The organism is Ruegeria marina, from assembly GCF_900101475.1.
In the GTDB taxonomy this organism is placed as follows: domain Bacteria; phylum Pseudomonadota; class Alphaproteobacteria; order Rhodobacterales; family Rhodobacteraceae; genus Ruegeria_B; species Ruegeria_B marina.
The window spans coordinates 299,482-324,267 of the sequence record NZ_FMZV01000003.1; the positions used below are offsets into that span (position 1 = coordinate 299,482).

At 63.5% G+C, this 24,786-nt stretch carries 24 protein-coding genes and 1 tRNA gene; 11 read left to right on the forward strand and 14 right to left on the reverse strand.

Translation table 11 applies throughout. The features are described 5' to 3' along the window. The first annotated feature begins 17 nt into the window (after nucleotides 1-17). Entirely contained in the window at nucleotides 18-914 is an 897-nt protein-coding gene (locus BLT75_RS06155; RefSeq protein ID WP_093028771.1) for a LysR family transcriptional regulator, read from the forward strand. A gap of 139 nt (nucleotides 915-1,053) precedes the next feature. Beyond that, nucleotides 1,054-2,157 (forward strand): 3-isopropylmalate dehydrogenase, encoded by a 1,104-nt coding sequence (leuB, locus tag BLT75_RS06160; RefSeq protein WP_093028773.1) that lies wholly within the window; start codon nucleotides 1,054-1,056, stop codon nucleotides 2,155-2,157. 6 nt (nucleotides 2,158-2,163) lie between these two features. On the opposite strand, the gene BLT75_RS06165 is transcribed toward leuB, so the two are convergent. Beyond that, a complete protein-coding gene (locus BLT75_RS06165; RefSeq protein ID WP_093029083.1) occupies nucleotides 2,164-3,756 on the reverse strand; it encodes a Na/Pi cotransporter family protein in 1,593 nt (530 codons plus the stop codon). A 127-nt stretch (nucleotides 3,757-3,883) separates the two neighbouring features. Between BLT75_RS06165 and BLT75_RS06170 the strand changes: the two genes are divergently transcribed. Next, nucleotides 3,884-3,960, forward strand: a tRNA-Pro gene (locus tag BLT75_RS06170). Between the two features lie 214 nt (nucleotides 3,961-4,174). Here BLT75_RS06170 and BLT75_RS06175 read toward each other — a convergent pair. Together BLT75_RS06175 and BLT75_RS06180 are read right to left on the reverse strand one after the other, a co-directional pair. Continuing rightward, a complete protein-coding gene (locus tag BLT75_RS06175; RefSeq protein WP_093028775.1) occupies nucleotides 4,175-4,900 on the reverse strand; it encodes an NYN domain-containing protein in 726 nt (241 codons plus the stop codon). Further along, the gene (locus BLT75_RS06180) at nucleotides 4,900-6,012 is read right to left on the reverse strand and encodes an S-(hydroxymethyl)glutathione dehydrogenase/class III alcohol dehydrogenase (RefSeq protein ID WP_093028777.1); all 1,113 of its coding nucleotides are present in this window, start codon (nucleotides 6,010-6,012) and stop codon (nucleotides 4,900-4,902) included. Before BLT75_RS06180 ends, BLT75_RS06175 begins: the two co-directional genes overlap by 1 nt. Before the next feature lie 129 nt (nucleotides 6,013-6,141). Between BLT75_RS06180 and BLT75_RS06185 the strand changes: the two genes are divergently transcribed. Together BLT75_RS06185 and BLT75_RS06190 are read left to right on the forward strand one after the other, a co-directional pair. Further along, nucleotides 6,142-6,420, forward strand: a complete 279-nt coding sequence (locus BLT75_RS06185) for an I78 family peptidase inhibitor (protein ID WP_093028779.1) — start codon at nucleotides 6,142-6,144, stop codon at nucleotides 6,418-6,420. 72 nt (nucleotides 6,421-6,492) lie between these two features. After that, on the forward strand, nucleotides 6,493-6,960 hold the full coding sequence (locus BLT75_RS06190; RefSeq protein ID WP_093028781.1) for a DUF1203 domain-containing protein: 468 nt from the start codon (nucleotides 6,493-6,495) through the stop codon (nucleotides 6,958-6,960). A 25-nt stretch (nucleotides 6,961-6,985) separates the two neighbouring features. Here BLT75_RS06190 and BLT75_RS06195 read toward each other — a convergent pair whose 3' ends face one another. After that, the gene (locus tag BLT75_RS06195) at nucleotides 6,986-7,915 is read right to left on the reverse strand and encodes an ABC transporter ATP-binding protein (RefSeq protein ID WP_093028783.1); all 930 of its coding nucleotides are present in this window, start codon (nucleotides 7,913-7,915) and stop codon (nucleotides 6,986-6,988) included. A 91-nt stretch (nucleotides 7,916-8,006) separates the two neighbouring features. On the opposite strand from BLT75_RS06195, the gene BLT75_RS06200 reads away from it, so the two are divergent. From BLT75_RS06200 to polA, 3 genes are all read left to right on the forward strand, one after another. After that, nucleotides 8,007-8,183, forward strand: coding sequence for a zinc-finger domain-containing protein (locus BLT75_RS06200; RefSeq protein WP_093028785.1), 177 nt, complete (start codon nucleotides 8,007-8,009; stop codon nucleotides 8,181-8,183). A gap of 361 nt (nucleotides 8,184-8,544) precedes the next feature. Then, nucleotides 8,545-10,440 (forward strand): DUF3604 domain-containing protein, encoded by a 1,896-nt coding sequence (locus BLT75_RS06205; protein ID WP_093028787.1) that lies wholly within the window; start codon nucleotides 8,545-8,547, stop codon nucleotides 10,438-10,440. 90 nt (nucleotides 10,441-10,530) lie between these two features. After that, on the forward strand, nucleotides 10,531-13,338 hold the full coding sequence (gene polA, locus BLT75_RS06210) for a DNA polymerase I (RefSeq protein WP_093028789.1): 2,808 nt from the start codon (nucleotides 10,531-10,533) through the stop codon (nucleotides 13,336-13,338). 7 nt (nucleotides 13,339-13,345) lie between these two features. Here the strand turns inward: polA and BLT75_RS06215 are convergent, their stop codons facing one another. Continuing rightward, nucleotides 13,346-13,576 carry a DUF2798 domain-containing protein gene (locus BLT75_RS06215; protein WP_093028791.1) on the reverse strand — a complete coding sequence of 77 codons (231 nt, stop codon included), beginning with the start codon at nucleotides 13,574-13,576 and terminating at the stop codon, nucleotides 13,346-13,348. Nucleotides 13,577-13,766: 190 nt separating this feature from the next. Here BLT75_RS06215 and BLT75_RS06220 point away from each other — a divergent pair, with 190 nt between their 5' ends. Next, nucleotides 13,767-14,687 (forward strand): DMT family transporter, encoded by a 921-nt coding sequence (locus BLT75_RS06220; RefSeq protein WP_245706384.1) that lies wholly within the window; start codon nucleotides 13,767-13,769, stop codon nucleotides 14,685-14,687. Between the two features lie 53 nt (nucleotides 14,688-14,740). Here the strand turns inward: BLT75_RS06220 and BLT75_RS06225 are convergent, their stop codons facing one another. The 5 genes from BLT75_RS06225 to BLT75_RS06245 all read right to left on the reverse strand — a co-directional run bounded on the left by BLT75_RS06225 (nucleotide 14,741) and on the right by BLT75_RS06245 (nucleotide 19,426). Then, nucleotides 14,741-15,925, reverse strand: coding sequence for an amino acid aminotransferase (locus BLT75_RS06225; RefSeq protein WP_093028795.1), 1,185 nt, complete (start codon nucleotides 15,923-15,925; stop codon nucleotides 14,741-14,743). Beyond that, nucleotides 15,925-16,779 (reverse strand): 3-mercaptopyruvate sulfurtransferase, encoded by an 855-nt coding sequence (gene sseA, locus BLT75_RS06230; RefSeq protein ID WP_093028797.1) that lies wholly within the window; start codon nucleotides 16,777-16,779, stop codon nucleotides 15,925-15,927. The genes BLT75_RS06225 and sseA overlap by 1 nt, the downstream gene beginning before the upstream one ends. A 53-nt stretch (nucleotides 16,780-16,832) precedes the next feature. Next, nucleotides 16,833-17,585 carry a C40 family peptidase gene (locus BLT75_RS06235; protein WP_093028799.1) on the reverse strand — a complete coding sequence of 251 codons (753 nt, stop codon included), beginning with the start codon at nucleotides 17,583-17,585 and terminating at the stop codon, nucleotides 16,833-16,835. Continuing rightward, nucleotides 17,582-18,961 (reverse strand): leucyl aminopeptidase family protein, encoded by a 1,380-nt coding sequence (locus tag BLT75_RS06240; RefSeq protein ID WP_093028801.1) that lies wholly within the window; start codon nucleotides 18,959-18,961, stop codon nucleotides 17,582-17,584. The genes BLT75_RS06235 and BLT75_RS06240 overlap by 4 nt, the downstream gene beginning before the upstream one ends. Before the next feature lie 84 nt (nucleotides 18,962-19,045). Further along, nucleotides 19,046-19,426, reverse strand: coding sequence for a hypothetical protein (locus BLT75_RS06245; RefSeq protein ID WP_425441121.1), 381 nt, complete (start codon nucleotides 19,424-19,426; stop codon nucleotides 19,046-19,048). 158 nt (nucleotides 19,427-19,584) lie between these two features. Here BLT75_RS06245 and BLT75_RS06250 point away from each other — a divergent pair, with 158 nt between their 5' ends. After that, a complete protein-coding gene (locus BLT75_RS06250; protein WP_093028803.1) occupies nucleotides 19,585-20,235 on the forward strand; it encodes a carbonic anhydrase in 651 nt (216 codons plus the stop codon). A 72-nt stretch (nucleotides 20,236-20,307) separates the two neighbouring features. Here BLT75_RS06250 and BLT75_RS06255 read toward each other — a convergent pair whose 3' ends face one another. From BLT75_RS06255 to BLT75_RS06270, 4 genes are all read right to left on the reverse strand, one after another. Next, nucleotides 20,308-20,499 carry a hypothetical protein gene (locus BLT75_RS06255; RefSeq protein WP_093028805.1) on the reverse strand — a complete coding sequence of 64 codons (192 nt, stop codon included), beginning with the start codon at nucleotides 20,497-20,499 and terminating at the stop codon, nucleotides 20,308-20,310. Nucleotides 20,500-20,546: 47 nt separating this feature from the next. After that, entirely contained in the window at nucleotides 20,547-20,726 is a 180-nt protein-coding gene (locus tag BLT75_RS06260; protein ID WP_093028807.1) for a hypothetical protein, read from the reverse strand. A gap of 493 nt (nucleotides 20,727-21,219) precedes the next feature. Next, nucleotides 21,220-22,242 (reverse strand): aspartate-semialdehyde dehydrogenase, encoded by a 1,023-nt coding sequence (locus BLT75_RS06265; protein ID WP_093028809.1) that lies wholly within the window; start codon nucleotides 22,240-22,242, stop codon nucleotides 21,220-21,222. A gap of 82 nt (nucleotides 22,243-22,324) precedes the next feature. Continuing rightward, nucleotides 22,325-23,497 (reverse strand): MFS transporter, encoded by a 1,173-nt coding sequence (locus tag BLT75_RS06270; RefSeq protein WP_093028811.1) that lies wholly within the window; start codon nucleotides 23,495-23,497, stop codon nucleotides 22,325-22,327. A 117-nt stretch (nucleotides 23,498-23,614) separates the two neighbouring features. On the opposite strand from BLT75_RS06270, the gene BLT75_RS06275 reads away from it, so the two are divergent. Further along, nucleotides 23,615-24,769: a DUF3095 domain-containing protein gene (locus tag BLT75_RS06275; RefSeq protein ID WP_093028814.1), complete on the forward strand. Its 1,155-nt coding sequence runs from the start codon at nucleotides 23,615-23,617 to the stop codon at nucleotides 24,767-24,769. The last annotated feature ends 17 nt before the right edge of the window (nucleotides 24,770-24,786 follow it).

A 24,786-nucleotide genomic window follows, 5' to 3' on the forward strand; every position in this document is an offset into this window, starting at 1 on the left:
CATGCATTCATTGATGAATGGACAGATTTCCCGCGCACATGGACTGGTCGCTGGTCCAGAGCTTTCTCGCCGTGGCTGAAACCGGCTCTCTTTCGGCTGCTGCACGGCGATTGTCGCTCAGCCAGCCGACGCTGGGGCGGCATATCCAAACCTTTGAAAAGGCGCTGAAACTGTCCCTTTTCGAACGGCACCCGCGCGGCTTGCGTCTGAGCGAGGCAGGTGAGCGTATCCTGCCCCTGGCGCAACAGGCGCAACACACGATGAGCGCCATGGCCCTTGCCGCCGAAGGCGAGTCGCAAACACTCGCCGGAACCGTGCGCATCACCGCCTCGGTCTTTGCATCGCACTACATATTGCCCGAAATTATCGCGAAAATAAGGGCAGTTGAGCCATTAATCGAACTGGAACTCGTACCCAGCGACATCACCGAGAACCTGCTGTTCCGCGCTGCCGACATCGCGGTGCGCATGTACCGGCCGCGACAGATCGACATCGTCGCCCGTCATGTCCGCGACATCGGCATGTGCGTCTGCGCCGCATCGTCCTACCTCGACCGTGCCGGCCGTCCGGCCACCGCCGAGGACCTACTGAGCCACGACCTGGTCGGGTTCGACGAAAATCCGCTGATCATCGAGACAATGCAGTCCATGGGCTGGTCTGCAACCCGGCATTCCTTCGCCGTGCGCTGCGACAACCAAAGCGCCTACTGGCAATTGATCCGCACCGGCTGCGGCATCGGATTCTCCCAGCGCAGCATTGCCGAAAGCGACCCGCTGGTCGAGGTCCTGCCGCTCGACCTGCCGATCCCGCCGCTCCCGGTCTGGCTGGCCGCGCCGCAGGCCATGCGGCAAACCCCGCGCATTCGCCGTGTCTGGGATCTGTTGGCCGAAGGGTTGCTGTCAGCCCCGTTCTAAGATCACGGTACGACTTTCCGCAAAACCGGCCGAACCGTCGGTTTTCTTCTGGATTCCGGCAGTTTCGCCACCTGCGCCGCATTGACCGTATGCGCGCGTCACGCTAGGGCGGATGCGACGTAACGCTAGGAGAAACCTCATGTCCAACCCTTCGCTCCTTATTCTGCCCGGCGACGGTATCGGCCCCGAAGTCATGGCCGAAGTGCGCAAGATCATCGACTGGTTCGGCGCCAATCGCGGCCTGCAATTCGACGTGAGTGAAGATCTGGTCGGGGGGGCGGCCTATGACGTGCATGGTGTGCCGCTGTCCGACGAAACCATGGCCAAGGCGCAGGAGGTCGACGCGGTTCTGCTGGGGGCCGTCGGTGGTCCGAAATACGACAACCTCGATTTCAGCGTGAAACCCGAACGCGGCCTGCTGCGCCTGCGCAAGGAAATGGACCTGTTCTCGAACCTGCGCCCGGCCCAGTGTTTCGATGCGCTGGCCGATTTCTCGTCGCTGAAGAAGGACGTGGTGGCCGGTCTCGACATCATGATCGTGCGAGAACTGACTTCGGGCGTCTATTTCGGCGAACCGCGCGGTATCTTCGAGGAAGGTAACGAGCGCGTCGGCATCAATACCCAGCGTTACACCGAAAGCGAGATCGAACGCGTGGCGCGCTCGGCCTTTGAACTGGCGATGCGCCGCAACAAGAAACTCTGCTCGATGGAAAAGGCCAACGTGATGGAGTCGGGCATCCTCTGGCGCGAAGTCGTGACCCGCGTCGGCCAGGAGTATCCCGAGGTCGAACTGAGCCACATGTACGCCGATGCCGGCGCCATGCAGCTGACCCGCTGGCCCAAGCAGTTCGACGTGATCGTGACCGACAACCTGTTCGGCGATCTGCTGTCCGACCTGGCCGCGATGCTGACCGGCAGCCTTGGCATGCTGCCGTCGGCCTCGCTGGGCGCACCAATGGCCAACGGCCGACCCAAGGCGCTTTATGAGCCGGTGCACGGCTCGGCCCCCGACATCGCAGGCCAGGGCAAGGCAAACCCGATCGCCTGCATCCTCAGCTTTGCTATGGCATTGCGCTACAGCTTCGACCAGGGCGCCGAAGCAGACCGGCTGGAAGCTGCCGTCGAGAAGGTTCTGGCCGATGGTGTCCGCACCGCCGACCTGCTGGGAGAGGAAGGCGTGAGCCCTGTTTCGACCAGCCAGATGGGCGATGCCATCCTGGCCGCGCTGGACGCCAGCCTGTAACAGACCTCAGCCTGCGGTTGGTGCAACCACCGCAGGCAACCCGCCATCTGCTGACCGATGGTAATGCGCGACACGCTCTGCGTGATGCAGAACCCGGTCCAGCCAGCGCATTGCGTCTGTGTGGGAAAACACCTCTGTCAATTTGTATATCCCGGCGTGTTCACCCAGCAGCATTGCGCGCCGGTGACGATTTCGGCGCGCGTTGACCAGCGCGCACAGGCGCTCCAGTCTCTCGACCGTGTGTGTCGCCCCCACGGCCTTGCCCGCCTGTGCCAGTGCAGCACCGGCGGCAAGGGCTGGACGGCGCGACATCCTGTCGGTCAACAACGTGTCGATATTGTCTGTCTGTCTCACCCGTTCAAGCAGCCGGGAAAGATGGTCGATCTGGTGGAGCAGATCCGAATAGACCTGTATCTCGTTCTGGCGGTCCCGCGAGAGGCGGATTTCAGACAGGAAACCGCGCAAATCTTCCAGCGCAGGATCACAGATCCCGACCGCGGACAGGGGCCGATAATCCGGCCTTTCGGACAGAGCTGCCGACAAGGCGGAAAACAGCCGCCCGGCGACAATCGCAACCGCGGATTGCGCGGTCAGCAGGGCCGTATTGGGATAGGCCAACATGTGCCGGTCGAGAACGAACAGGCGTTCCGGCACCTTCTCGGGCAGAATGCGCGCAACAAGATCGGCAAACCTCGAAGTCCAGGGCAAGAACAACGCGGTTCCCATGAGGTTGAAACCGGTGTGAAACACCAGCAGGGCCGTCATCTCGTCGCTGCCATTCACGATATGCTCCAACAGCGGCCGTATCAGCAGCAAGAGCGGAAAGGCGATCACCGAGGTCACGAGGTTGAACAGAAGATTGGCAAGTGCGGTCTGTCGCATCGGAACCGACCCGCCGGTCGAGGCAAGAACAGCCGTGAAGGTTGTTCCGATGTTCATCCCGATGACAATTGCCGCGGCCTGAACCAACGAGATCGCCCCGGCCGACAACATCACCAGCGACAGGGCCATGGCCGCGCTGGATGACTGCATGATGATCGTGAGCCCGGCGCCAATACCGGCAAGGGCCAACAGGCCGAGCGGACCCGAGCCCGGCAACTTGTCCGGTGTGACATGGGAAGTCATGTCTCCCGCACCCGATTGCATCAGGTCAAGCCCGATCAGCAACAGGCAAAGCCCGGCCAGTACACGCCCTGTCCGGGCAATGGCCCCTTTGCCCAGCAGGTCGGCCAGCGCCGCCGGAAAGAGCAGAGCCAAAGCGATGTTTCCCAGCTTCAGCTTGAAGCCCAGAATGGACACCATCCATCCGGTCGCGGTTGTTCCGATATTGGCGCCAAAGATCACCCCAAGCGCCTGGGGCATGGACAGGAGTCCCGCTCCGACAAATCCGACCGTCATGACAGTGGTCGCGCTGGAGGATTGCACGATGGCGGTCGTCGCCGCACCGGTCAGGACACCGTGCATCGGCGTCGTGGTGAACCGGGTCAAAATGCGGCGCAGATTGCTGCCGGCCGCATCGCGCAGGGCGGCGGTCATGATCTCCATTCCCAGAAGAAACATGCCAATGCCGCCAACCAGAAAGAAATAGTTTTCGCCCATAAAGCTCCGTCCAGCCCGATCATTGTTCCGCAACGCGGCGACCGCGACAAGCCTGATCATTTCCCGCAGTCTCGGCAAAATCGCACTTGCAAGTCCGCAATACCGGGTATAGATCACCCGCCACGGTCGGAGTGTAGCTCAGCCTGGTAGAGCACTGTCTTCGGGAGGCAGGGGCCGGAGGTTCGAATCCTCTCACTCCGACCAGAAACAACAAAGGCGCCCACGGGCGCCTTTGTTGTTTCTGGTCAATCGGCTTCTACTGAACTCCCGACGTTTTACAAAAGGCGATTGCGTCCAGTTCTTTGAACAACCACGCGACCGAAACACCGTCAATCCCGCCTGGCGTACGTCGGCCTCCGACAGGTTCATCGCCCGTCCGATCGATCAGATGTGGGGACTGGACATCTGGACCTTGGCTTCAGTCGATCCGGCGGATCAGGAACTGGTTTCCGGGCCCCCGCTTCATCTCGAACCGTTTCAGGTCGGCCAGAAGGTCGCTCAGCTTGCGCTTACCGTAGCTGCGTGTGTCGAAATCGGGATTCGCCGCCACGATCAGCTGACCGATGCGGCCCAGCGCGAACCATTCGTCGTCCTGGTCGATAGCGTCCATGGCCCGGATCACCAGGTCTGTCGGATCTTCCAGTTTGTCCGTGGCGCCCGTGATGGCCTGGGGTTGGCCAGGTTTCGCTTTCGGCTGCGATTCGGGCATCAGGTTCTCGACATAGATGAACCGTTTGCACGCCTTGACAAAGGCCGCTGGCGTCTTGCGCATTCCGATACCGAAAACATCCAGGCCCTGCTCCCGGATACGGCTGGCCAGTCGGGTGAAATCGCTGTCCGACGAGATCAGGACGAACCCGTCGAAACGGCCCGAATGCAGAATGTCCATCGCGTCGATCACCAGCGCGATGTCGCTGGCGTTCTTGCCGGTGGTATTGGCGAATTGCTGGTGCGGCACGATCGCAAGCCCGGCGATCGTGTCCTTGCTCCAGCCTTGCGGCGCGCCGCCTGAAAAGTCCCCATAGATCCGGCGTATACTGGCCTCGCCCAAGGTGGCGATCTCCTCGAAGATCGCCTCTGCATACCTGGCCGAAATGTTGTCGGCGTCGATGAGAACCGCGAGAAGCGGCGCGCTCTGGCTCATCAGTAGACCACGACCGAGCGGATCGATTCGCCCGCGTGCATCAGGTCGAAGCCCTTGTTGATCTCCTCCAGAGTCAGCGTGTGGGTGATCATCGGGTCGATCTCGATCTTGCCGTCCATGTACCAGTCCACGATCTTGGGCACATCCGTCCGGCCCTTGGCGCCGCCGAACGCGGTGCCCTTCCACACCCGGCCCGTCACTAGCTGAAACGGACGGGTCGAGATCTCGGCCCCCGCCGGTGCGACGCCGATGATGATGCTCTCGCCCCAGCCCTTGTGCGCGGCCTCCAGCGCGGTGCGCATCACCTGCACATTGCCGGTGGCGTCAAAGGTATAATCCGCACCGCCCCTGGTCAGTTCGACCAGATGCGCCACCATGTCGCCCGAAACATCCTTGGGATTGACGAAATCGGTCATGCCAAAGCGTTTGGCCATTTCGACCTTGGCCGGGTTCAGGTCGACGCCGACGATCTGGTCGGCGCCCGCGAGCCGCAGGCCCTGGATCACGTTGAGCCCGATGCCGCCCAGGCCGAAAACCACCGCGCGGCTGCCGATTTCCACCTTGGCTGTATTGATCACCGCGCCGATGCCGGTGGTCACGCCGCAGCCGATATAGCAGATCTTGTCGAAGGGCGCGTCCGGGCGCACCTTGGCCAGCGCGATCTCGGGCAGGACGGTGTGGTTCGAAAAGGTCGAGCAGCCCATGTAATGCAGGATCGGCGTGCCATCCAGCATCGAGAACCGGGTGGTGCCGTCCGGCATCAGGCCCTTGCCCTGGGTGGCGCGAATGGCCTGGCAAAGGTTGGTCTTGCCGCTCAGGCAATATTCACACTGCCGACATTCCGGCGTGTAGAGCGGGATCACGTGATCGCCGGGTTTCAGGCTGGTCACGCCGGGGCCCACCTCCAGCACTACGCCCGCGCCTTCATGGCCCAGGATGGCGGGGAACAGCCCCTCGGGATCCGCGCCCGACAGGGTGAACTCGTCCGTGTGGCAGATGCCCGTCGCCTTGATCTCCACCAGAACCTCGCCCGCTTTCGGGCCTTCGAGGTTGACGTCCATGATCTCCAACGGTTTGCCCGCTTCGATCGCTACCGCCGCACGTGTCCGCATGTTCGCTGTCTCCCTGTCTGATCGTCACCGCCCGGATCACGTCGCCGGGTTTTGTTCATGCCGGTGTCGTGTCAGGTTTCTAGAGCACCTGACCATACGGAACCGACATTTGTCAAAAAGGGAACGCCAATGTACCGAGCTACGTCCATTTTTCTCTTGCTGGCCGCCTGTTCGGGTGCGGCCGAGCAAACCCCGGCCGCCGGACCCGCCCCGTTGGATCTGGGTATGTGCGGGGGTGAAGGGCTGGAGGGCATCATTGGACAGCCGGTCGCGGATGTGATGGCGCGCCTGCCCGACGGTGTGCGGGTGATCGGCCCCGACACGGTGGTGACGCAGGATTACCGGCCTGACCGTCTGAACGTGACGACAGATGAAGCTGGCACGGTCACCGGGTTCGCCTGCGGCTGAACCCGCAGGAACCGGGTCGCATCGGCGGCGCCGGCCACGCAGGATCGGGGCAACCAGACAGGAGACCCCGCCATGATCCGTATCACCGCCCTGCCCACGCCCGAGGTTCGCGCCCTGCAATCAGGCGGGCCCGACGCCTATGGCAACCCGCCCGAACGTGCCGTTTCGGACGGCGGTGGAAATCCGTGCCGCCATTGCCTGCGCCATGTTCCGAAAGGGACAGAGATGCTGATCCTCGCCCACCGCCCTTTTGCGACGGTACATCCCTATGCCGAGACTGGGCCGATCTTTCTGTGCGCCAATCCGTGCGACCGGCATGTCGACGACGGTACGCTGCCAGAGGTGCTGACCAGTTCGCCCGACTACCTGATCAAGGGCTATGACCGGAACGACCGTATCGTCTACGGCACAGGGCGCGTGACCCCTGCGGCCGATCTGGCCAACGGGGCCGCGGCGATCCTGTCGCGACCGGATGTGGCCTATGTCCATGTCCGTTCGGCGCGCAACAATTGCTATCAGGCACGCATCGACCGGGCCTGAGCCAGTGACATTCGCCGTATGGCCGTTACTGCGCCGAGGTGAGCGCGAGGAACACGTCCTCCAGGTCCGCCTGCTCGGTCCGCACGTCGCGGATGCGGAGTCCGGCGGCGCGCACCGCGGCCAGAACATCCTCGGCACTGGTCTGGCGGCTGTGATAGCGCAGCACAAGTGTTCCGTCGCCACGTTCTTCGGCCTCGATCCCCGCCCCCTTGGGCAGGCTTGTGACCGGCCCGTCTGGCTGGATCACCATCGCCCGCGCATCGAGCCGGCCCAGCAGGTTGGCGGTACTGTCCCGCGCCACCACGCTGCCCTGGTTGATGATGGCGATCTCGTCGCACATCTCCTGCGCCTCCTCCAGGTAATGGGTGGTCAGGATGATCGTCATGCCTTGGGCATTGAGCTTGCGCACATTGGTCCACAGCATCTGGCGCAACTCGATATCAACCCCGGCGGTGGGTTCGTCCAGCACCAGCACCTGCGGCCGGTGCACCAGCGCCTTGGCCAACAAAAGCCGCCGCCGCATACCGCCCGACAGCGTACGGGCATAGGACTCGGCCTTGTCGGTCAGCCCCACCAGCGCCAGGATCTCGTCGCTCCAGCGCTGCGACTTCGGCACACCATAGAGACCCGCCTGCACCTCGAGCGCGCCGCGCGGGGTAAAGAACGGATCCAGGTTCAGCTCCTGCGGCATCACGCCGATGGCGGCGCGCGACTGGCGCGGGTTCTGGTCCTGGTCAAAGCCCCAGATCGTGACCTTTCCTGCGGTCTTGGTCACCAACCCCGCCAGAATGTTGATAAGCGTGGACTTTCCCGCCCCGTTCGGCCCCAGAAGACCAAACACCGACCCCCGCGGCACGCGCAGGTCGATGTCCTTCAACGCCTGTTTCTCCGGCTGCCCGTGGCTGCCGCGATAGGTCTTGGTCAGACCCTCGATATGGATCGCGTCCTGGCTCATGCGCGGGTCTTGCTCCTGCTCGACTTGTCGCCCATAAACGCACCTAATCCATGTCCGCCGTGCCGACAACCACAAGAAGGGCCCTCAAGCGATGACCATCGAAGCGCCGGAAACCAAGATCGTCGAGAAAAGCCGCGTTGCCTGTGACGGGGGCGAAGGCGCATTGGGACACCCGCGCGTGTGGTTGCAGATCCCCGAGGATACCGGCTGGGTCGAATGCCCCTATTGCGACTGCAAATACGTGCTGAAAGGCAGCAAGGCTGGCTGACAGACGCAACTGTTTTCCCGCAAGGGACACGGTTCGGGAAACAAGGGTTTCCGAACTCTAATTCGCGTAGATCTCCGCGTCACCCTGGGCGGCAGCGACCCTGCCGGGGTCCGGAGTTTGCTCTGCTCCGAATATCAGGGCCAGGCAATCCTTCGCGTATTTTTTGTGCCATGGCGCCCCGTTGTCCGGGCGCACGGGCGCACTATCGTTGAATTTTACGGTCGAAAGCCCGCTGTCCCGCCGTAATGGGCGACTGTACGATCGACTTGAGGTATTGGAATCACACGTCAGGCAATTCGGACAAACACGCATTTAGGGGCTGATCTGCCCGTTCCGCGATTTCGTTGGGAGATTTGAGACAATGCGACGTCAACTTCTTTCTTTAACTGCATCCAGTCTTGTCCTTTCCCTGCCCGTTGCGGCACAAGAGCTCCGACCTTCGGCGCTGGATCGTGAAGTCGAATATTCGCCGTATTTGCAGGAAGACTATCCCAACCAGGTGTTTTTCGGCGATACGCATCTTCATACCTCCTTTTCGGCCGATGCCGGGTTGGTCGGGGCGACGACGACGCCGGACGACGCTTTCCGCTTCGCCAAGGGCGAGGAGGTGATCTCCTCGAACGGCATCCCGGCACGCCTGCAACGCCCGCTGGATTTTCTCGTGGTGACGGATCACGCCGAGAACCTCGGCCTTCCGGCCGCGCTGGCCGCCAATGACCCGGTTCTGGTCGATACCGACTGGGGTGCCCAACTTGCCGCAATTGCCGCGCCGGGGACCGAGGAAGCGATGATCGCGGCCTACGAATTCTGGATGGAGGCAACCTTTGCCGGCATGGACCCGCTGGCTGGCACGCCCTTTGGCCAGACGATGTGGGAAAAAGCCACCGAAGCGGCGGAACGCCACAATATTCCAGGCGCCTTCACCGCCTTCATCGGCTTTGAATGGACATCACAGCCCAACGGCTCGAACATGCACCGCAATCTGATCTATCGCGATGGCAAGGATTTAGCCGACCGGAAGGTGCCGATCAGTTCCTATGACAGCGACGACCCAGAGGTCTTGTGGGACTGGATGGAGGATTACGAGACGACAACCGGCGGGCGCATGCTGGCCATCCCGCACGGCGGCAACCTGTCCAACGGGTTGATGTTCGATGACATCACGCTGTCGGGCGAAGCGCTGACCGAAGCGTATGCACAAAGGCGCATGCGGTATGAACCGCTCTACGAGATCACCCAGATGAAAGGCGATGGCGAGACCCACCCGATGCTCTCGGCCGATGACGAGTTCGCCGATTACGGGACATGGGACAAGGGCAGCTTCGGCCCGGACCCCAAGACGCCCGACATGCTACCCAGGGAATATGCCCGATCGGCTTGGCTGCGGGGGCTCGATTACGAGGCCGCGCTTGGCGTCAACCCGTTCAAGTTCGGTGTGGTGGGCTCGACCGATGCCCACACCGGCCTTTCCACTGCGGCCGAGGACAACTTCTTTGGCAAGGTTGCGCTGGTCGAGCCGACCGGCGACCCGATCCGATACGAGGAACCGATCACCGGGCGCTTCACACCCGACGACCCGGCGGACGACCTGCGACATGCGGATGCGCTTGCCTCGGGGCTTGCCGCGGTCTGGGCGCGGGAAAACACTCGCGAGGCACTCTGGGACGCCATGGAACGCAAGGAGGTCTATGCCACGACAGGGACACGCCTGCGTGTGCGTGTCTTCGGCGGTTGGGATTTCACCGAGGAAGACATGGATCGCTCGGATTTTACCGCGCGGGGCTATGATGCGGGCGTACCGATGGGCGGCAACCTGAGCGCGCCACCCGATGGCGCGACACCGCGCTTCCTCATCCGCGCCCTGCGCGACCCGGACGGCGCGAACCTGGACCGGATCCAGATGATCAAGGGCTGGACCACACCTGACGGACCGCAGGAACGGGTCCACGATGTCGCCTGGTCGGGCGACCGCACTCCGGATGCCAACGGCAAGCTGCCACCGGTGGGCGATACCGTGGATGCGGCGACCGCAAGCTACACCAACACCATAGGAGAGCCGTTCCTGGAAGCCTATTGGGAAGACCCCGAATTCGACCCCGATCAACGCGCGTTCTACTATGTCCGGGTGATCGAGATTCCGACACCGCGTTGGACAACCTATGACAGCGTGTTCTTCGGTATTCCCCTGCCGGACACCATCGACGTCAGCCAGCAGGAACGCGCCTATACCTCGCCGATCTGGTACACCCCGAACTAGGGCCGTCTCGCGTCCTTGGGTCCGTCCCCCCTTCACCCCCGTCCCGTTCCGTGGCAGGACAGGGACAGCGAACAAGAGGGAGATACGGGCATGAGCACATTCGGCAAGGGTTGCCATCTGCACCTGATCGACGGATCGGCCTTTATCTTTCGCGCCTATCACGCGCTGCCGCCGCTGACCCGCAAATCCGACGGCTTGCCGATCGGGGCGGTGTCGGGCTTCTGCAACATGCTGCAACGCTATGTCGATGGCGATCATGGGCCGGATGCGCCGACCCATCTGGCAGTGATTTTCGACAAGGGCAGCCATACGTTCCGCAACGACCTCTATGACCTTTACAAGGCCAACCGCGAGGCGATGCCCGAGGATCTGCGCCCGCAGATCCCGCTGACCCGCCAGGCCACCGAGGCATTCAACATCCCCTGCAAGGAGCTTGAGGGCTACGAGGCAGACGACATCATCGCCACGCTGGCGCACCAGGCGCGCGATGCCGGCGGGCGGGTCACAATCGTCAGTTCCGACAAGGACCTGATGCAGCTCGTGGGCGACGGGGTCGAAATGTTCGACGCGATGAAGAACAAGCGCATCGACCGCGATGGCGTGTTCGAGAAATTCGGCGTCTTCCCCGACCGGGTGGTCGATGTGCAGGCGCTGGCCGGCGACAGTGTCGACAACGTGCCGGGCGCGCCGGGCATCGGGGTCAAGACCGCCGCGCTCCTGATCAACGAATTCGGCTCGCTCGAAGAGCTCTTGGACCGCGCCGAAGAGATCAAGCAGCCCAAGCGCCGCCAGACCCTGATCGACATGCGCGCGCAGATTGAGCTGTCGAAACGGCTGGTCGCGCTGGACGCCAACACGCCGCTCGATTTCACGCTCGACGAGCTGGAACTGCGCGACCCGGACCCCGAGAAACTGCTGGGCTTCCTTGCCGAGATGGAGTTCCGCACCCTGACCAAGCGGATCGCCGACAAGCTGGGCGCCGAGGCGCCGGTGATCCCCGAGGCACCCGCACCCGCCGCGCAGGCCGAGGATGCGCCCGCGCCCGAACAGGTTGCTTTCGATCCGGCCAACTATGAATGCGTGCGCGATGCGGCGGCGCTGGCGAAATGGATCGCGCAGGCGCGCGAACGCGGCTGGGTGGCGGTCGATACCGAAACCACCAGCCTCGACGAGATGCGCGCCGAACTGGTCGGCATCTCGCTGGCGGTCGAGCCGGGCGCGGCCTGCTACATCCCGCTGGGCCATCGCGACGGTGATGCAAACGACCTTTTCGGCTCGGACAAGCTGGCCGAGGGCCAGATGCCCCTGCAAGAGGCGCTCGACCTCCTGAAACCGGTGCTCGAGGATGACGCGATCCTCAAGATCGGCCAGAACATGAAATACGACGCCAAGATCTTTGCCCGTCACGGCATCGACGTCACGCCCATCGACGACACCATGCTGATGTCCTACGCGATGCATGGCGGCAAGCACGGCCACGGGATGGACGCGCTCAGCGAGATGTACCTCGGCCATGTGCCGATCCCGATCAAGCCGCTTCTGGGGTCCGGCAAATCCGCGATCACCTTCGACAAGGTGGCGATTGCCGACGCCACCGCCTATGCCGCCGAGGATGCCGACATCACCCTGCGCCTGTGGCAATTGTTCAAGCCGCAGCTGCACCGGGTGCAGGTCACCACCGTCTACGAGACGCTGGAACGCCCGCTGGTGCCGGTGCTGGCCGAGATGGAGATGCACGGCGTCAAGGTCGACCGCGACGTGCTCAGCCGGATGTCGAACGCCTTTGCGCAAAAGATGGCGGGGCTCGAGGCCGAGATCCACGAACTGGCGGGCGAACCGTTCAACGTCGGCTCTCCCGCGCAGGTGGGCGAGATCCTGTTCGACAAGATGTCGCTGCCCGGCGGCACGCGCGGCAAGACCGGCAAGTATTCGACCCCGGCCGACGTTCTCGAAGATCTGGCGACCGAACATGAAATGCCTGCGCGCATCCTCGACTGGCGGCAGCTGCAAAAGCTGAAATCAACCTATACCGATGCGTTGCAAGGCCACATCAACCCCGAGACCGGGCGCGTCCATACCTCGTATTCGATCACCGGCGCCAATACCGGGCGGCTGGCCTCGACCGACCCGAACCTGCAAAACATCCCCGTCCGCACCGAGGAAGGCCGCCGCATCCGCGAGGCTTTCGTGGCCGAACCCGGCAACGTGATGGTCAGCCTCGACTATTCCCAGATCGAGCTGCGCATCCTGGCCCATATCGCCGATATCCCGGCGCTGAAACAGGCCTTTGCCGACGGGCTCGATATCCACGCCATGACCGCCTCCGAGATGTTCGACGTGCCGCTGGATCAGATGACGCCGGAAATCCGCCGCCGCGCCAAGGCGATCAACTTCGGCGTGATCTATGGCATCTCGGGCTTCGGCCTCGCCCGCAACCTGCGCATTCCGCGCGCCGAGGCGCAGGAATTCATCGACCGCTATTTCCAGCGTTTCCCCGGCATCCGCACCTACATGGACGACACCATCGCCTTTGCCAAGGAACATGGCTACGTACAGACCCTCTTTGGCCGCAAGATTCACACGCCCGAGATCAACGCCAAGGGGCCGCACGCGGGCTTTGCCCGCCGCGCCGCGATCAACGCGCCGATCCAGGGCACGGCGGCGGATGTGATCCGCCGCGCCATGGTGCGGATGCCCGGCGCAATCCGCGACCTGCCCGCAAAGATGCTGCTCCAGGTGCATGACGAACTGCTGTTCGAAGTGGCCGAGGACGCGGTGGATGCCACCATCGCCGCCGCCCGCGACGTGATGGAGGGCGCGGCCGATCCGGCGGTGCGGCTCGACGTGAAACTGGTGGTGGACGCGGGCCGCGGCGCCAACTGGGCCGAGGCGCACTGAGCCGCGCTCAGCCCTCGGCGCGCGCCAGGGCGGCCACCATCCGGCGGGTCAGCGGCGCCACGAACAGCAGCACCACAAAGGCAGTGGGCCAGGCGATGCCCCAGGCCGCCATCCATTTGCCTGCCATGTCGTCGCTCATCCCCGCCGCGCGCAAGGTCGCGATGCAGGTGACGATGCAGGACATCAGCCCCGACATGATCAGGACAAACAGGATCGGGGCGAAACGGGCGGGAAACATCGGCGAACTTCTTTTCATATTCCAGATTTCAAATATTATTTTCGCCGCCAAGGTGCAACCGCGCCCCGACAGCGCAAGGTTCTGAAAACGCCCACTTTGTCGAGAACGGGCGAGACCGGGCGAAAACGACCTGCCAGAACGGCAGGGCGTTCCGAATCGCGGCACGTCTCCGGCCCGAGGACCAGACCCGATGTCGATGACAACATTGCAGCCGTCCATGCCCGGTCGGCCCGTCCTGAGCGGCAACGCGCTCGCCATAGGCTCGATGATCACATGGTCCGCCGGACTGCCCGCGGCGCAGATCCTGCTGGAAAGCTGGCCGCCACTGACCCTGTCGCTGGCGCGGATGCTGCTGGGGCTGACAGTGCTGGTCCCGGTCTGGCTGCTGCGCGAGGGGCGCGCGCCCCTGATGCGCACGCGCTGGGGCCGGGCCCTGTGGATCGGCGCGCTGGGGTTCGGCATCGGCCCTTACCTGCTGCTCGAGGCGCAGAAGCTGACCGACCCGGTGACGGTGGCGCTGATCGTGTCCTGCGCGCCGCTGATCGGCACCGCGCTGGAGCTGGCGGCGGGCACCCGGCGGCTGACTGGCGCCTTTGCACTGGGGGTCGCGGCCTCGGTCCTTGGCGGGTTGATCGCCACCAGCGCGCTGGCGCCCGCGCAACTGGGTTTTGGCGCGCTGCTCGCGGTGTTGTCGACCGGCATCTATTGCTGGGCGAGCCTCGCCAGCGTGCGTGACCTGCCCGGCCTGAGCGATGTCGGCCGCACGGCCGCAACATTGGCGGGCGGCCTGCTGGCCTCGACCCTTTTGCTGGCACTGTTTCATGCCGCCGGGGCCAAGGTTCTGCCGCGCATCGCCATCGACCTGCGTCAGGTGGTGATGCTGCTGATCTATTCGGTGGTGGCGCTGGCGGTAAGCCAGGCGCTGTTCGTGGCCGCCATCGCCCGGCTGGGCGTGGCGGTTTCGACCTTTCACATCAATGTCACGCCCTTCTACGTGATGCTGATCATGCTGGCGCTGGGCGAACCCTGGGACTGGACGCGCGCGCTGGGTGCCGCAATCGTCGCCTCGGGCGTGATCCTGTCGCAGATGGGCGTCAAACGATTGGCCTGACCGGCACCAATGGCCGCCCGGCGGGCGGCCATTGGTGCCGTCGCTCCGAGCGATCAGATACCGGCGTCAACGATCGCCTTGGCCAGGATCGGTACTGTCTTGGCGTTCAGACCGGCGATGTTCATCCGGCTGTCGCCTACCATGTAGATACCGAATTCGGTCCGCAGCTTCTCGACAAGCTCGGGCGCCGCGCCGATGCGCGAGAACATGCCACGGTGCTGGGCGATGAAGCCGAACCGATCCGAGCCCGTCAGCCGCTGCAACTCGTCGGCCAACTGCTGGCGCAGGCCCAACATCGACAGGCGGATCTCCTCCAACTCGGCCATCCAGTCGGCACGCAGTGCGTCGTCGTTCAGGATCGTCGTCACCACCCGCGCGCCATGGTCGGGCGGGAAGGAATAGTTCTGCCGGTTCAGGAAGGCCAGCGTTGCCTGGTTCAGCGCGGTCTGACCGCTGTTCTGGCTCACCGTCATCAGCAGGCCGGTGCGCTCGCGGTAGACGCCGAAATTCTTGGAACACGACGCCGCGATCAGGCATTCCCTGACCGACGAGGCCACCAGCCGGGTGCCCTGCGCATCTTCCTCCAGCCCGTCGCCAAAACCCTGGTAGGCGATGTCGATCATCGCCACCAGCCCCTTGGCGTTGATCAGCTTCACGACCTCCTGCCACTGCACCATGTTCAGATTGGCGCCGGTCGGGTTGTGGCAGCAGCCATGCAGCAGCACCACGTCGCCCGCGCGCGCCTGCTCCAGATCGGCCAGCATCCCCTCGAAATCGACGCCACGGGTTTCGGCGTCGAAATAGCGATAGGGCACCATGGTCATGCCCAGGTAGTTCAGGATCGAGATATGGTTGGGCCAGGTCGGGTCCGACACGAAGACACGCGCCTCCGGGTTGGCCATCCGGATCAGCTCGAACGCCTGCCGGCAGGCGCCGGTGCCGCCCGGCGTCGCCGCCGCACCCACGTTGGCGCGCGGCACCGCATCACCCAGGATCAGCTTGATCATCGCGTCCGAATAGGCCGGATCGCCGACCAGCCCGGTGTAGGACTTGCTTTCCTGCTGTTCCCAGATGATCTTTTCAGCGGCCTTTACGGCGCGCATCACCGGGGTCACGCCCTCGGCATTCTTGTAAACGCCGACACCCAAGTCGATCTTGTCGGTGCGCGGGTCGTCCTTGTACATCTGCATCAGCGCAAGGATCTTGTCCGCGGGTTGCGCCTTGAGGTTCTCGAACATCAATTTTCTCCAGTTGCGACGGGCAGGGTCGGGAACGCGCCCCATTCAGCCCAGGAGCCGTCATAAAGCGAGTGATCGGTCTTGCCCATACGCTGCAGCGCCAGGCTGAGGATGGCCGCCGTCACGCCCGAGCCGCAGCTGGTGATCACCGGCTTGCTCAGATCCACGCCAGCGGCCTCGAACACGGCGCGGCAGTCGGCGGGGGATTTCATCGTGCCGTTCTTGTTCAGCAACGTCCCGAAGGGCACGTTCTTCGACCCGGGAATATGACCGCCGCGCAGGCCCGGGCGCGGCTCGGGGTCGGTCCCGGCAAAACGGCCGGCCGAACGGGCATCGACGATCTCGTGATCATGCAGCTTGGACGCTGCCGACACTTGCGTCACGTCCCGCACGAGGTGGTTCTGCACCCGGACCGTCATGTGCCGGTCGCGCACGACGGGCGGCATATCCTCGATCTCGCGCCCCTCCGCCTGCCATTTCGGCAGACCGCCGTCGAGCACGGCGATATTGTCCTGCCCCATCAGCTTGAACAGCCACCAGACGCGCGCCGCCGATTGCAGGCCCAGTGTATCATAAACCACCACCTGGTGGCCGTCGCCGACGCCCATCGCCCGCATCCGCGACATGAATTTCTCGACCGGCGGCACCATGTGCGGCAGGTCCGAGCGATGGTCGGAAATCTCGTCGATGTCAAAAAACCGCGCGCCGGGGATATGGGCGGCGGCGTATTCCGCCTTGGCGTCGCGGCCCAGATTTGGCAGGTGCCAGGATCCGTCGAGAATCCGCAGGTCCGGATCCTTCAGATGGGCGGCGAGCCAGTCGGTTGAAACCAGTGTCTTCGGATCGTCCTGCATAAGAGCCTCCCGATTGCGCGCTATTTTGTCCCTATCGAAGCATTGGCGCAGGTTCAAGCCGGGACGGCGGGCCTGCGGTGCGCGGTCACGGGGCCCTCGCCCTGTTCGGCGATGCGGGTCACGGCCGCGGCTAGCGGCTCGTAGGCCACCGCCATGTCGTTGCCGTTGGCGTGCAGGATCCGCTCCGCATCTGCAACCAGCGCCACATGGCCTTTCCAGAACAGCAAATCACCGCGCTGCACGGGCGTGCGCGGCGGCAGGAGGGCGCCGACCTCGCGCGATTGCGGCCCACTGTCGCCCGGACAGTCAACCCCGCAGGCCAGCAGCGCCGCCTGCACCAGCCCGGAACAGTCGATCCCCCAGCGGCTGTTGCCGCCCCACAAGTAGGGCGTGCCCAGGAACAGTTCCGCCACCGCGACCGGATCGTCCAGCATCCGGTCGACAGGGGCAAGGTGCTGCACCGGGATATGGCCCCAGTCGGTTTCGGCGAACCGGCCCGACATCGCGCGTACAGCGACCCGCGCGCCAAAGCTGAGCGCAAGCAGATCCGGGCTTTTCAGATCGGCCTCGGTGTAGCTATGGGTGGAAGGGGCACAGACCCAATGGGTTGGCATCTTGTCCACGCCAAGCGCGTCAGTGGGTACCCAGCCCTCGTAACCGTCCTTGGCGGCACGGACATGCGCCCAATCCCCAGAGGCTTCCAGCACAGCCACCCGCTCGCCCAGCAGGACTTGCCGGTCGCGACGCCCCTCGGGCCGGCCAAGCAGGTCCACCACCGGTCGGCGGATCGCGGCCATCGCGCTCATAGGTTCAGAATCCTTGGCAGAGCGGCAAGCAAGGCGCGCGGCCCCTGCCCGAAACCGCCCTTGGAGCGGCCCGGCGCATTGGCCTGCTGCCAGGAAAAGATGTCGAAATGCATGTAGCGCGCCGCCACGAACCGGCGCAGGAACAGCGCCGCCGTGATCGACCCCGCCATCCCGCCGCCCGGCGCGTTGTCGAGATCGGCGATCCCCGGTTCTATCAAGTCCTCGTAAGGCGCGTGAAACGGCATCCGCCAGACCGGGTCGGCGGCCCCAGCAGCCGCTTCGGCAAGCGCCTGCGCAGCGCCTTCGTCATCGGTGTAGAACGGCGCCAGGTCCGGCCCGACCGCCACTCGCGCCGCGCCGGTCAGCGTTGCCATCGAGATCACCATGTCCGGCGCCTCCTCGTCTGCCAGCGCCAGCGCATCGGCCAGCACCAGCCGACCCTCGGCGTCTGTGTTGTTGATCTCGACCGTCAGCCCCTTGCGCGAGGTCAGGATATCGCCGGGCCGGAAGGCATTGCCGGCAACCGCGTTTTCCACCGCCGGGATCAGTACCCGCAGCTGCACCCGCAGACCCAACGCCATGATCATCCGGGCCAGACCCAACACGTTGGCGGCGCCGCCCATGTCCTTTTTCATCAACAGCATGCCGGACGCGGGCTTGATGTCCAGCCCACCGGTGTCGAAACAGACCCCCTTGCCCACAAGCGTCAGCTTTGGCCCGGCCTCGCCCCAGCGCAACTCGATCAGCCGCGGCGCGCGGACGGCAGCGCGGCCCACGGCGTGGATCATCGGGAAGTTGTGCGTCAGCAGATCGTCGCCCACCACAGCGGTGCAGCTTGCACCGAACTCGGCAGCAAGCGCTTCGGCCGCCGCCTGCAACGCGTCTGGCCCCATGTCCTGCGCGGGCGTATTGACGAGATCGCGGATCAGCGCCTCGGCAGCCGCCAGCGTCTCGACCCGCGTCCTGTCGACGCCTTCGGGCGCGACCAGTCCGGCCTTGGCGGGCGTTTGCGATTTGTAACGGTCAAAGGCATAGCCGGTCATCAGCCAGCCCAGCGCCTCGGTCTCGGCCACGTCCCGAGGCAACCCCGAGGCGACATGCCACGCGCCCTCGGGCAGCTTCTCGGCCGCCGCGGCCAGGACGAACCGCTTGCGTGCCCGGGTTTCGGGCTTGCCGTATCCCACCAACGCCGCCACGGGCGCGCCATCTGCGCCCGGGATCAGCAAAACCTGGCCAATGCTGCCGGTAAAGTTGTTGGCGCGCACCCAGGTGACAACCGATTTCGGTTGGCTTTCCGTCCAGCCATCCAGACCGGCCTGTTCGATCACGTGAAGCGGCAGCGCATCGGCATTTGCTGGGGCGAATTCAAGCGGCATGGAAGCACCTTGGTCTATGGATCTCAAGCCCAGACTATCCACTGTTCGCCGCCCCGCAAGCCCTGCCCGGAGCCGTACCGCTACTCAGACCGACAAGTCCTGCAGATCCCAGACCTCGGTCAGCGACCGTTCGCCAACCCGAATCAGCCGACAAAGCACGGCGCTTGTCGCGACGTGGTCGCCGCTGTCCACCGCATCCGTCACGCTGCGGGCCACCCGCGCCAACGCAACCATGCCGACCTGCTCGGAAATCGCGATCAGTGACCCGGCACATTTGCGCAGTGCGGGCCAGTCGTTTTGCCGCCAGTGCCGTTCACAATAGGACAGGCGCACCGCCAGTTCCTCGATCGCGCGACAGACCACGTCTTCGGCGCCCGCGTCGCCCAATTGCCGGTAAAGCCCGCCCAGACGCTCCGGGTCCAGGCGAACGGGTTCGCTCTGAACGAGCGCTACGATCTTTTCCACCACATCTCACCCCAATGCGTTGTGCCCCCACGACACAGGTCGCATCGTGGCGTCCGAGTGGTTTGCAAAAGGTTTCCGCCGCGACAGGAAATATCTCGAATTTTCCGTCAAACTCGCCTAAAGCGACCTGCAACCCAATACCAGACAGGAAGACCCTGATGAAACTCGCCCGCCCCCTGCCCAGTTATCTGGTACAACGCTACCACGGCTGGAAAGCGACGACCTATGCAGAGAACCAGGTCTGGTACCGGCGTCTGGCCAGTGAAGGACAGCGCCCGCGCGCGATGGTGATTTCCTGCTGTGACAGCCGGGTGCATGTGACCTCGATCTTCGGCGCCGACCAGGGCGAATTCTTCATTCATCGCAACGTGGCGAACCTTGTACCGCCCTACCTGCCCGACGGCGACCACCACGGCACCAGCGCGGCGGTGGAATATGCGGTCACCGTGCTGAAGGTCGCGCATCTGATCGTGCTGGGCCATTCGCAATGCGGCGGCGTCAAGGGATGCCTTGACATGTGCAAGGGCCACGCGCCGCAGCTGGAGGCCAAGGAAAGCTTCGTCGGACGCTGGATGGACATCCTCAAGCCGAAGTACGAGAAAGTGGCCGAAATCGGCGACGAGGACGAACAGGTGCGCCAGCTGGAAAAACACGCGGTCGTCGCATCTCTGGAAAACCTGATGACCTTCCCCTTCATCGCCTCGGCGATCGACGAGGGCGCGCTGAGCCTGCACGGCCTCTGGACCGATATCGGTGAGGGCGGGCTGCAATGCTACGACCCGGTCGCCGAGCAATTCGTGCCGGTGTGATCCGGCAACAGAGCATAGGGAACGAAAAAGGGGCGCCCATCGGACGCCCCTTTATTTTATCCGACCCACGGATCAGGCCGCGATACGTTCGTCATCCATCTGCGCCCTGACCGAGCAGAAGATCGGCTTGGCCTTTTGGCGGGCGCGATGTGCAAAGAGGTTCAGCACTTCCACTTCTGCCTCGGCCCCCTGTTTGGTCCGGCGCAGGTACTCCAGCGCGGCGATACGGTTTTGACGGGCTTTTTGTGCGAGAGAGACGTTCATCTGGATTCTCCTGAGATTCTGGTGGGTTGTTAGGTCTGCAAGCGGGATCAGGCGGCGTCGCCGGAGCTGCCCCAGGGGCTGGTGACGAAGAAAACGCCGGTCGCGGTGCGCACCGGATGCGCCTGCGCCCGCCAATCGGCCATGGACAGGACATTGTCCGAACGACCTTGGCTTTCGCCGGCCGGGCGCTGCGTGTCGGGGCGACGGAAAGTGATGATGGTTGCCATTTTCGTTTTCCTCTTGCTTCAGAGGCGATACCGCCTGGAGTTTCGATCCTTTTTGGTTCGTGCCAGAGAAAATCCCTCTCGCGGCTATGAACCGGACTTGTTACACTCGTCGTTCCTTCGGCTTTGACCGTGCGCTGGCCACAACTTTACCGATACCCTCTTTTAGGTCTGTTTTCGTTGCCGATGCTGTTTGGGCCGAAGGGTTAATTTCCTGATGCTTTGATGTTTGGCTGAGATTCGGTCGGGAATCGCGCAATATTGTGGCTAAAAAGTGAAAAATCACAATTAAAACAAAAGTTTGTCCACGACTTGGCCCAAGTTCGACTTGTTCCGAACAGATTTTTCCCTGTTGGGAAACGCAATTTTACTGGCGGTGAACCAGTGATTCTGCCTTTGAAACCTGCAATCAGTGATTGCACTCAGCCCCCACCGGAAAAGAAAACCGCCCCCATCCTCCCGGACAGGGGCGGCACATTCCTCGTGACGGGCCGTGTCAGCCTTTCTTCAGAACTTCCCGGCCCAGCAGTTCGGCAATCTGCACTGCGTTCAGTGCCGCGCCCTTGCGCAGGTTGTCGGAAACGCACCACAGGTTCAGGCCGTTTTCGACGGTCGAATCCTGCCGGATACGGCTGATGAAGGTTGCGAAATCGCCGACACATTCCTTGGGCGTGACGTAACCGCCGGCTTCACGCTTGTCGATCACCATGATCCCCGGTGCCTCACGCAGGATGTCGCGGGCCTCGTCCTCGTCCAGGAATTCCTCGAACTCGATGTTGATCGCCTCGGAATGGCCGACGAACACCGGCACGCGGACGCAGGTCGCAGTGACCTTGATCGACGGATCGACGATCTTCTTGGTCTCAGCGACCATCTTCCATTCCTCCTTGGTCGAGCCGTCTTCCATGAAGACGTCGATATGGGGAATGACGTTGAAGGCGATTTCCTTCTGGAATTTCTTTGGCGGCACGTCCGAGGTCGGATTGTAGACTGCCTTGGTCTGCTCCCAGAGCTCGTCCATACCTTCCTTGCCCGCGCCGGAAACCGACTGGTAGGTCGAGACGACGACGCGCTTGATCTTTGCGCGGTCGTGCAGCGGCTTCAGCGCCACCACCATCTGCGCAGTCGAGCAGTTGGGGTTGGCGATGATGTTCTTGTTGGCATAGGCGTGGATCGCCTGCGGGTTCACCTCGGGCACGATCAGGGGAATGTCCGGGTCGTAGCGATAGAGCGAGCTGTTGTCGATCACCACGCAGCCCGCGGCGGCGGCCTTGGGCGCATAGATCTTGGTCGCGTCCGAACCCACGGCGAACAAGGCCATGTCCCAGCCGGTGAAGTCGAAAACGTCCAGATCCTGGGTCTTGATGGTCTTGTCGCCAAAGCTGACTTCGGTGCCCAGAGATTTTCGGCTTGCCAGCGCGGCAATCTCATCCACGGGGAACTGGCGCTCGGCCAGGATGTTCAGCATTTCGCGGCCCACATTGCCAGTGGCGCCCACGACGACGACGCGATAACCCATTTCTTGTTTCTCCAGATTCCGCCGGTCGCCACGACCGGCGGCGGTTCCTTACAAGGAAAGCACGGCTGAGGAAAGGCCCCTATCAGTCCATACTGTCGCGGCTGAACAGATAAATCACGAGTCCAAGGGCCAGAGAGATGGCGAAGAAGGCGAGGATCGCCGCGTAAGGAGCCGCAGGCGCGCCCCCGGAATAGGCCTCGTGCAGGCGGCCGGTGGCGAATTGCATCAGCCCTACGCCGCCAATGCCGAACAGGTTGAGAAGCGTGACGCCGCGCCCCACCAGATGCGCGGGAAAGAAGGCGCGGCCATGCGCCATGATCATCGGGAAGGATGCGCCGAGGAAACCGATGACGGCCATCAGCGCGACCGACGACACGACGCCCTTGTCGATCCAGACCACCAGCAGCGCCAGCGCCAGCGCGCCGCCAAGGTTGCCGCCAAACACCACCCATTTCCGGGTGCCCAGAATCCTGTCGAGCGGACCATAGGCAAAGGTACCTGCGATCATCGCCGCCCCCATGACCAGCGTCGCCTGCCCGATCTGCCCTGTGTCCAGGCCGTAGACATCGCGCAGGTAGGGACCGGCCCATAGCCCTCTCAGCGCGGCGGCCGGTGCATAGGCCACCAGCATCAGCGGCAGCATGGTCCACAGGAGAGGATTGCGCAGCAGGTCCAGCAACGATCCCGTAGCGCCATGCCCGGCTTTGGCCGGGTCGCGTACGGAAAACCAGATTCCGACCGCAACGGCGGTCGAGACCACCGCCAATCCGGCCAGCGTAGCACGCCAGCCCATCAATTCGACGGCCAGGGCGGTGGGATAAGAGGCGACCAGATTGCCCACCGACCCTACACCCAGCATCAGCGCGGCCAGTGTTGCAAAGCGCGCGGGCGGAAACTCGCGTGCAAAGATGTAATACGAGGCCATGAGGACAGGCGAACACCCGATACCGATCAGAACCATGGCAAGACTGATGTGCAACGGCGCGGTGGCGATTGCGAACATGGCCGCTCCGCCGCCGCCACCAAGCATCAGCAGGACAGCCGCGGTGCGGCGCGGCCCCACCTTGTCCAGCGCCCAACCCACCGGGATCTGCATCAGCGCGAAAGTCAGGAACCACAAGCCCGAGGCAAAGGCCAGATCGTCGGGCTGAGCCCCGATATCACGGGCCAGATCGGCGGTAAGCACCGCCAGAAAAGCACGAAAGAACTGGCTCAGCACATAGGCCAGACACAGGATGACAAGACCGGCCTGCATGTTCCCCCCTCCGCCGTCGGTTTGGGCGATGGTTTACATGTTATCGGGCAACACACAAGTCGCCCGGCTGTCATCCCGCTCTGGTTCTCCGGTCATTTGCACTATGTTGAGAATCAAATGCTCAAAACTGCGATTCCACAGGATCCGAACGCTTTCTTTGCCGACCTCCGGCCAGTACGGGATTTTGCCTTGCTGGCCGATCCGAACAGGTTTCATCCGGTGCCTGACGATTGGGTTATTGGCACCGCCGATATCGTGGACAGCACCGGCGAAATCGCACGCGGGCGGTACAAGACCGTAAACATGGTTGGCGCGGCGGTCATCTCGGCAATGGTCAACGCAATGGGTGGGCGAGCCTTTCCCTATGTTTTCGGCGGCGACGGTGCATCCTTCGCAGTTGCCGGATCAGATGAAGCCTGCGCCCGCACGGTACTGGCGGCACTGCGCCGCTGGGCGGAGGAAGAGTTTTCCATCAGCCTTCGCGCTGCCCTGGTGCCTGTCTCGGCCATTCGGGCGGCTGGTCGCGATCTGCGGGTGGCGCGCTACGCGGCCTCGGATGGGGTCGATTACGCGATGTTCGCCGGACGCGGGCTTGCCTGGGCCGAAGCACAGATGAAGAACGGTGAATTTTCCGTCGAACAGGCCCAGCCGGGGGCTATCCCCGTTCTGACTGGCCTGTCCTGCCGCTGGTCCAATGTCAGATCTCGGAACGGCCAGATCCTGTCTGTCGTCGTGCAACCGACCGAAAGGGCGACAGAACGCGACTTTGCCGATCTGGCGCGTCGGATCGTGGGAATGACAGGTGCGCTCCTGCGCGACGGGCACCCGCTGCCGGCCACTGGCCCTGACGTGCGCTGGCCACCACCGGGGCTTGACCTCGACGCCCGCGTCTCTCGTGCGGGCCGCAGCTTCCGGCTGCAAAAATTCGTCCTGCTTTGGCAGAACTTGCTGATCTGGATGCTGTTTCGCACCAATATCCGGTTGGGCGGGTTCCGACCCGATCACTATGCGCGGACCGCCGTCGAGAATGCCGATTACCGCAAGTTCGATGACGGTCTAAAGATGACGCTCGACTGCGATGCCGAAACCCGCAACCGGCTAGAGGCACTGCTTGAAGAAGCCCGGCGTCAAGGCAAGATACGTTTCGGTCTGTTCGCCCAGGATGAGGCGATGATGACCTGTTTCGTGCCCTCGGCCATGCGCGACGACCATGTGCATTTCGTGGATGGCGCGGCAGGTGGCTACGCGGCTGCGGCCGGGCGGATCAAATAGGCTGGCTTTTCGGGATT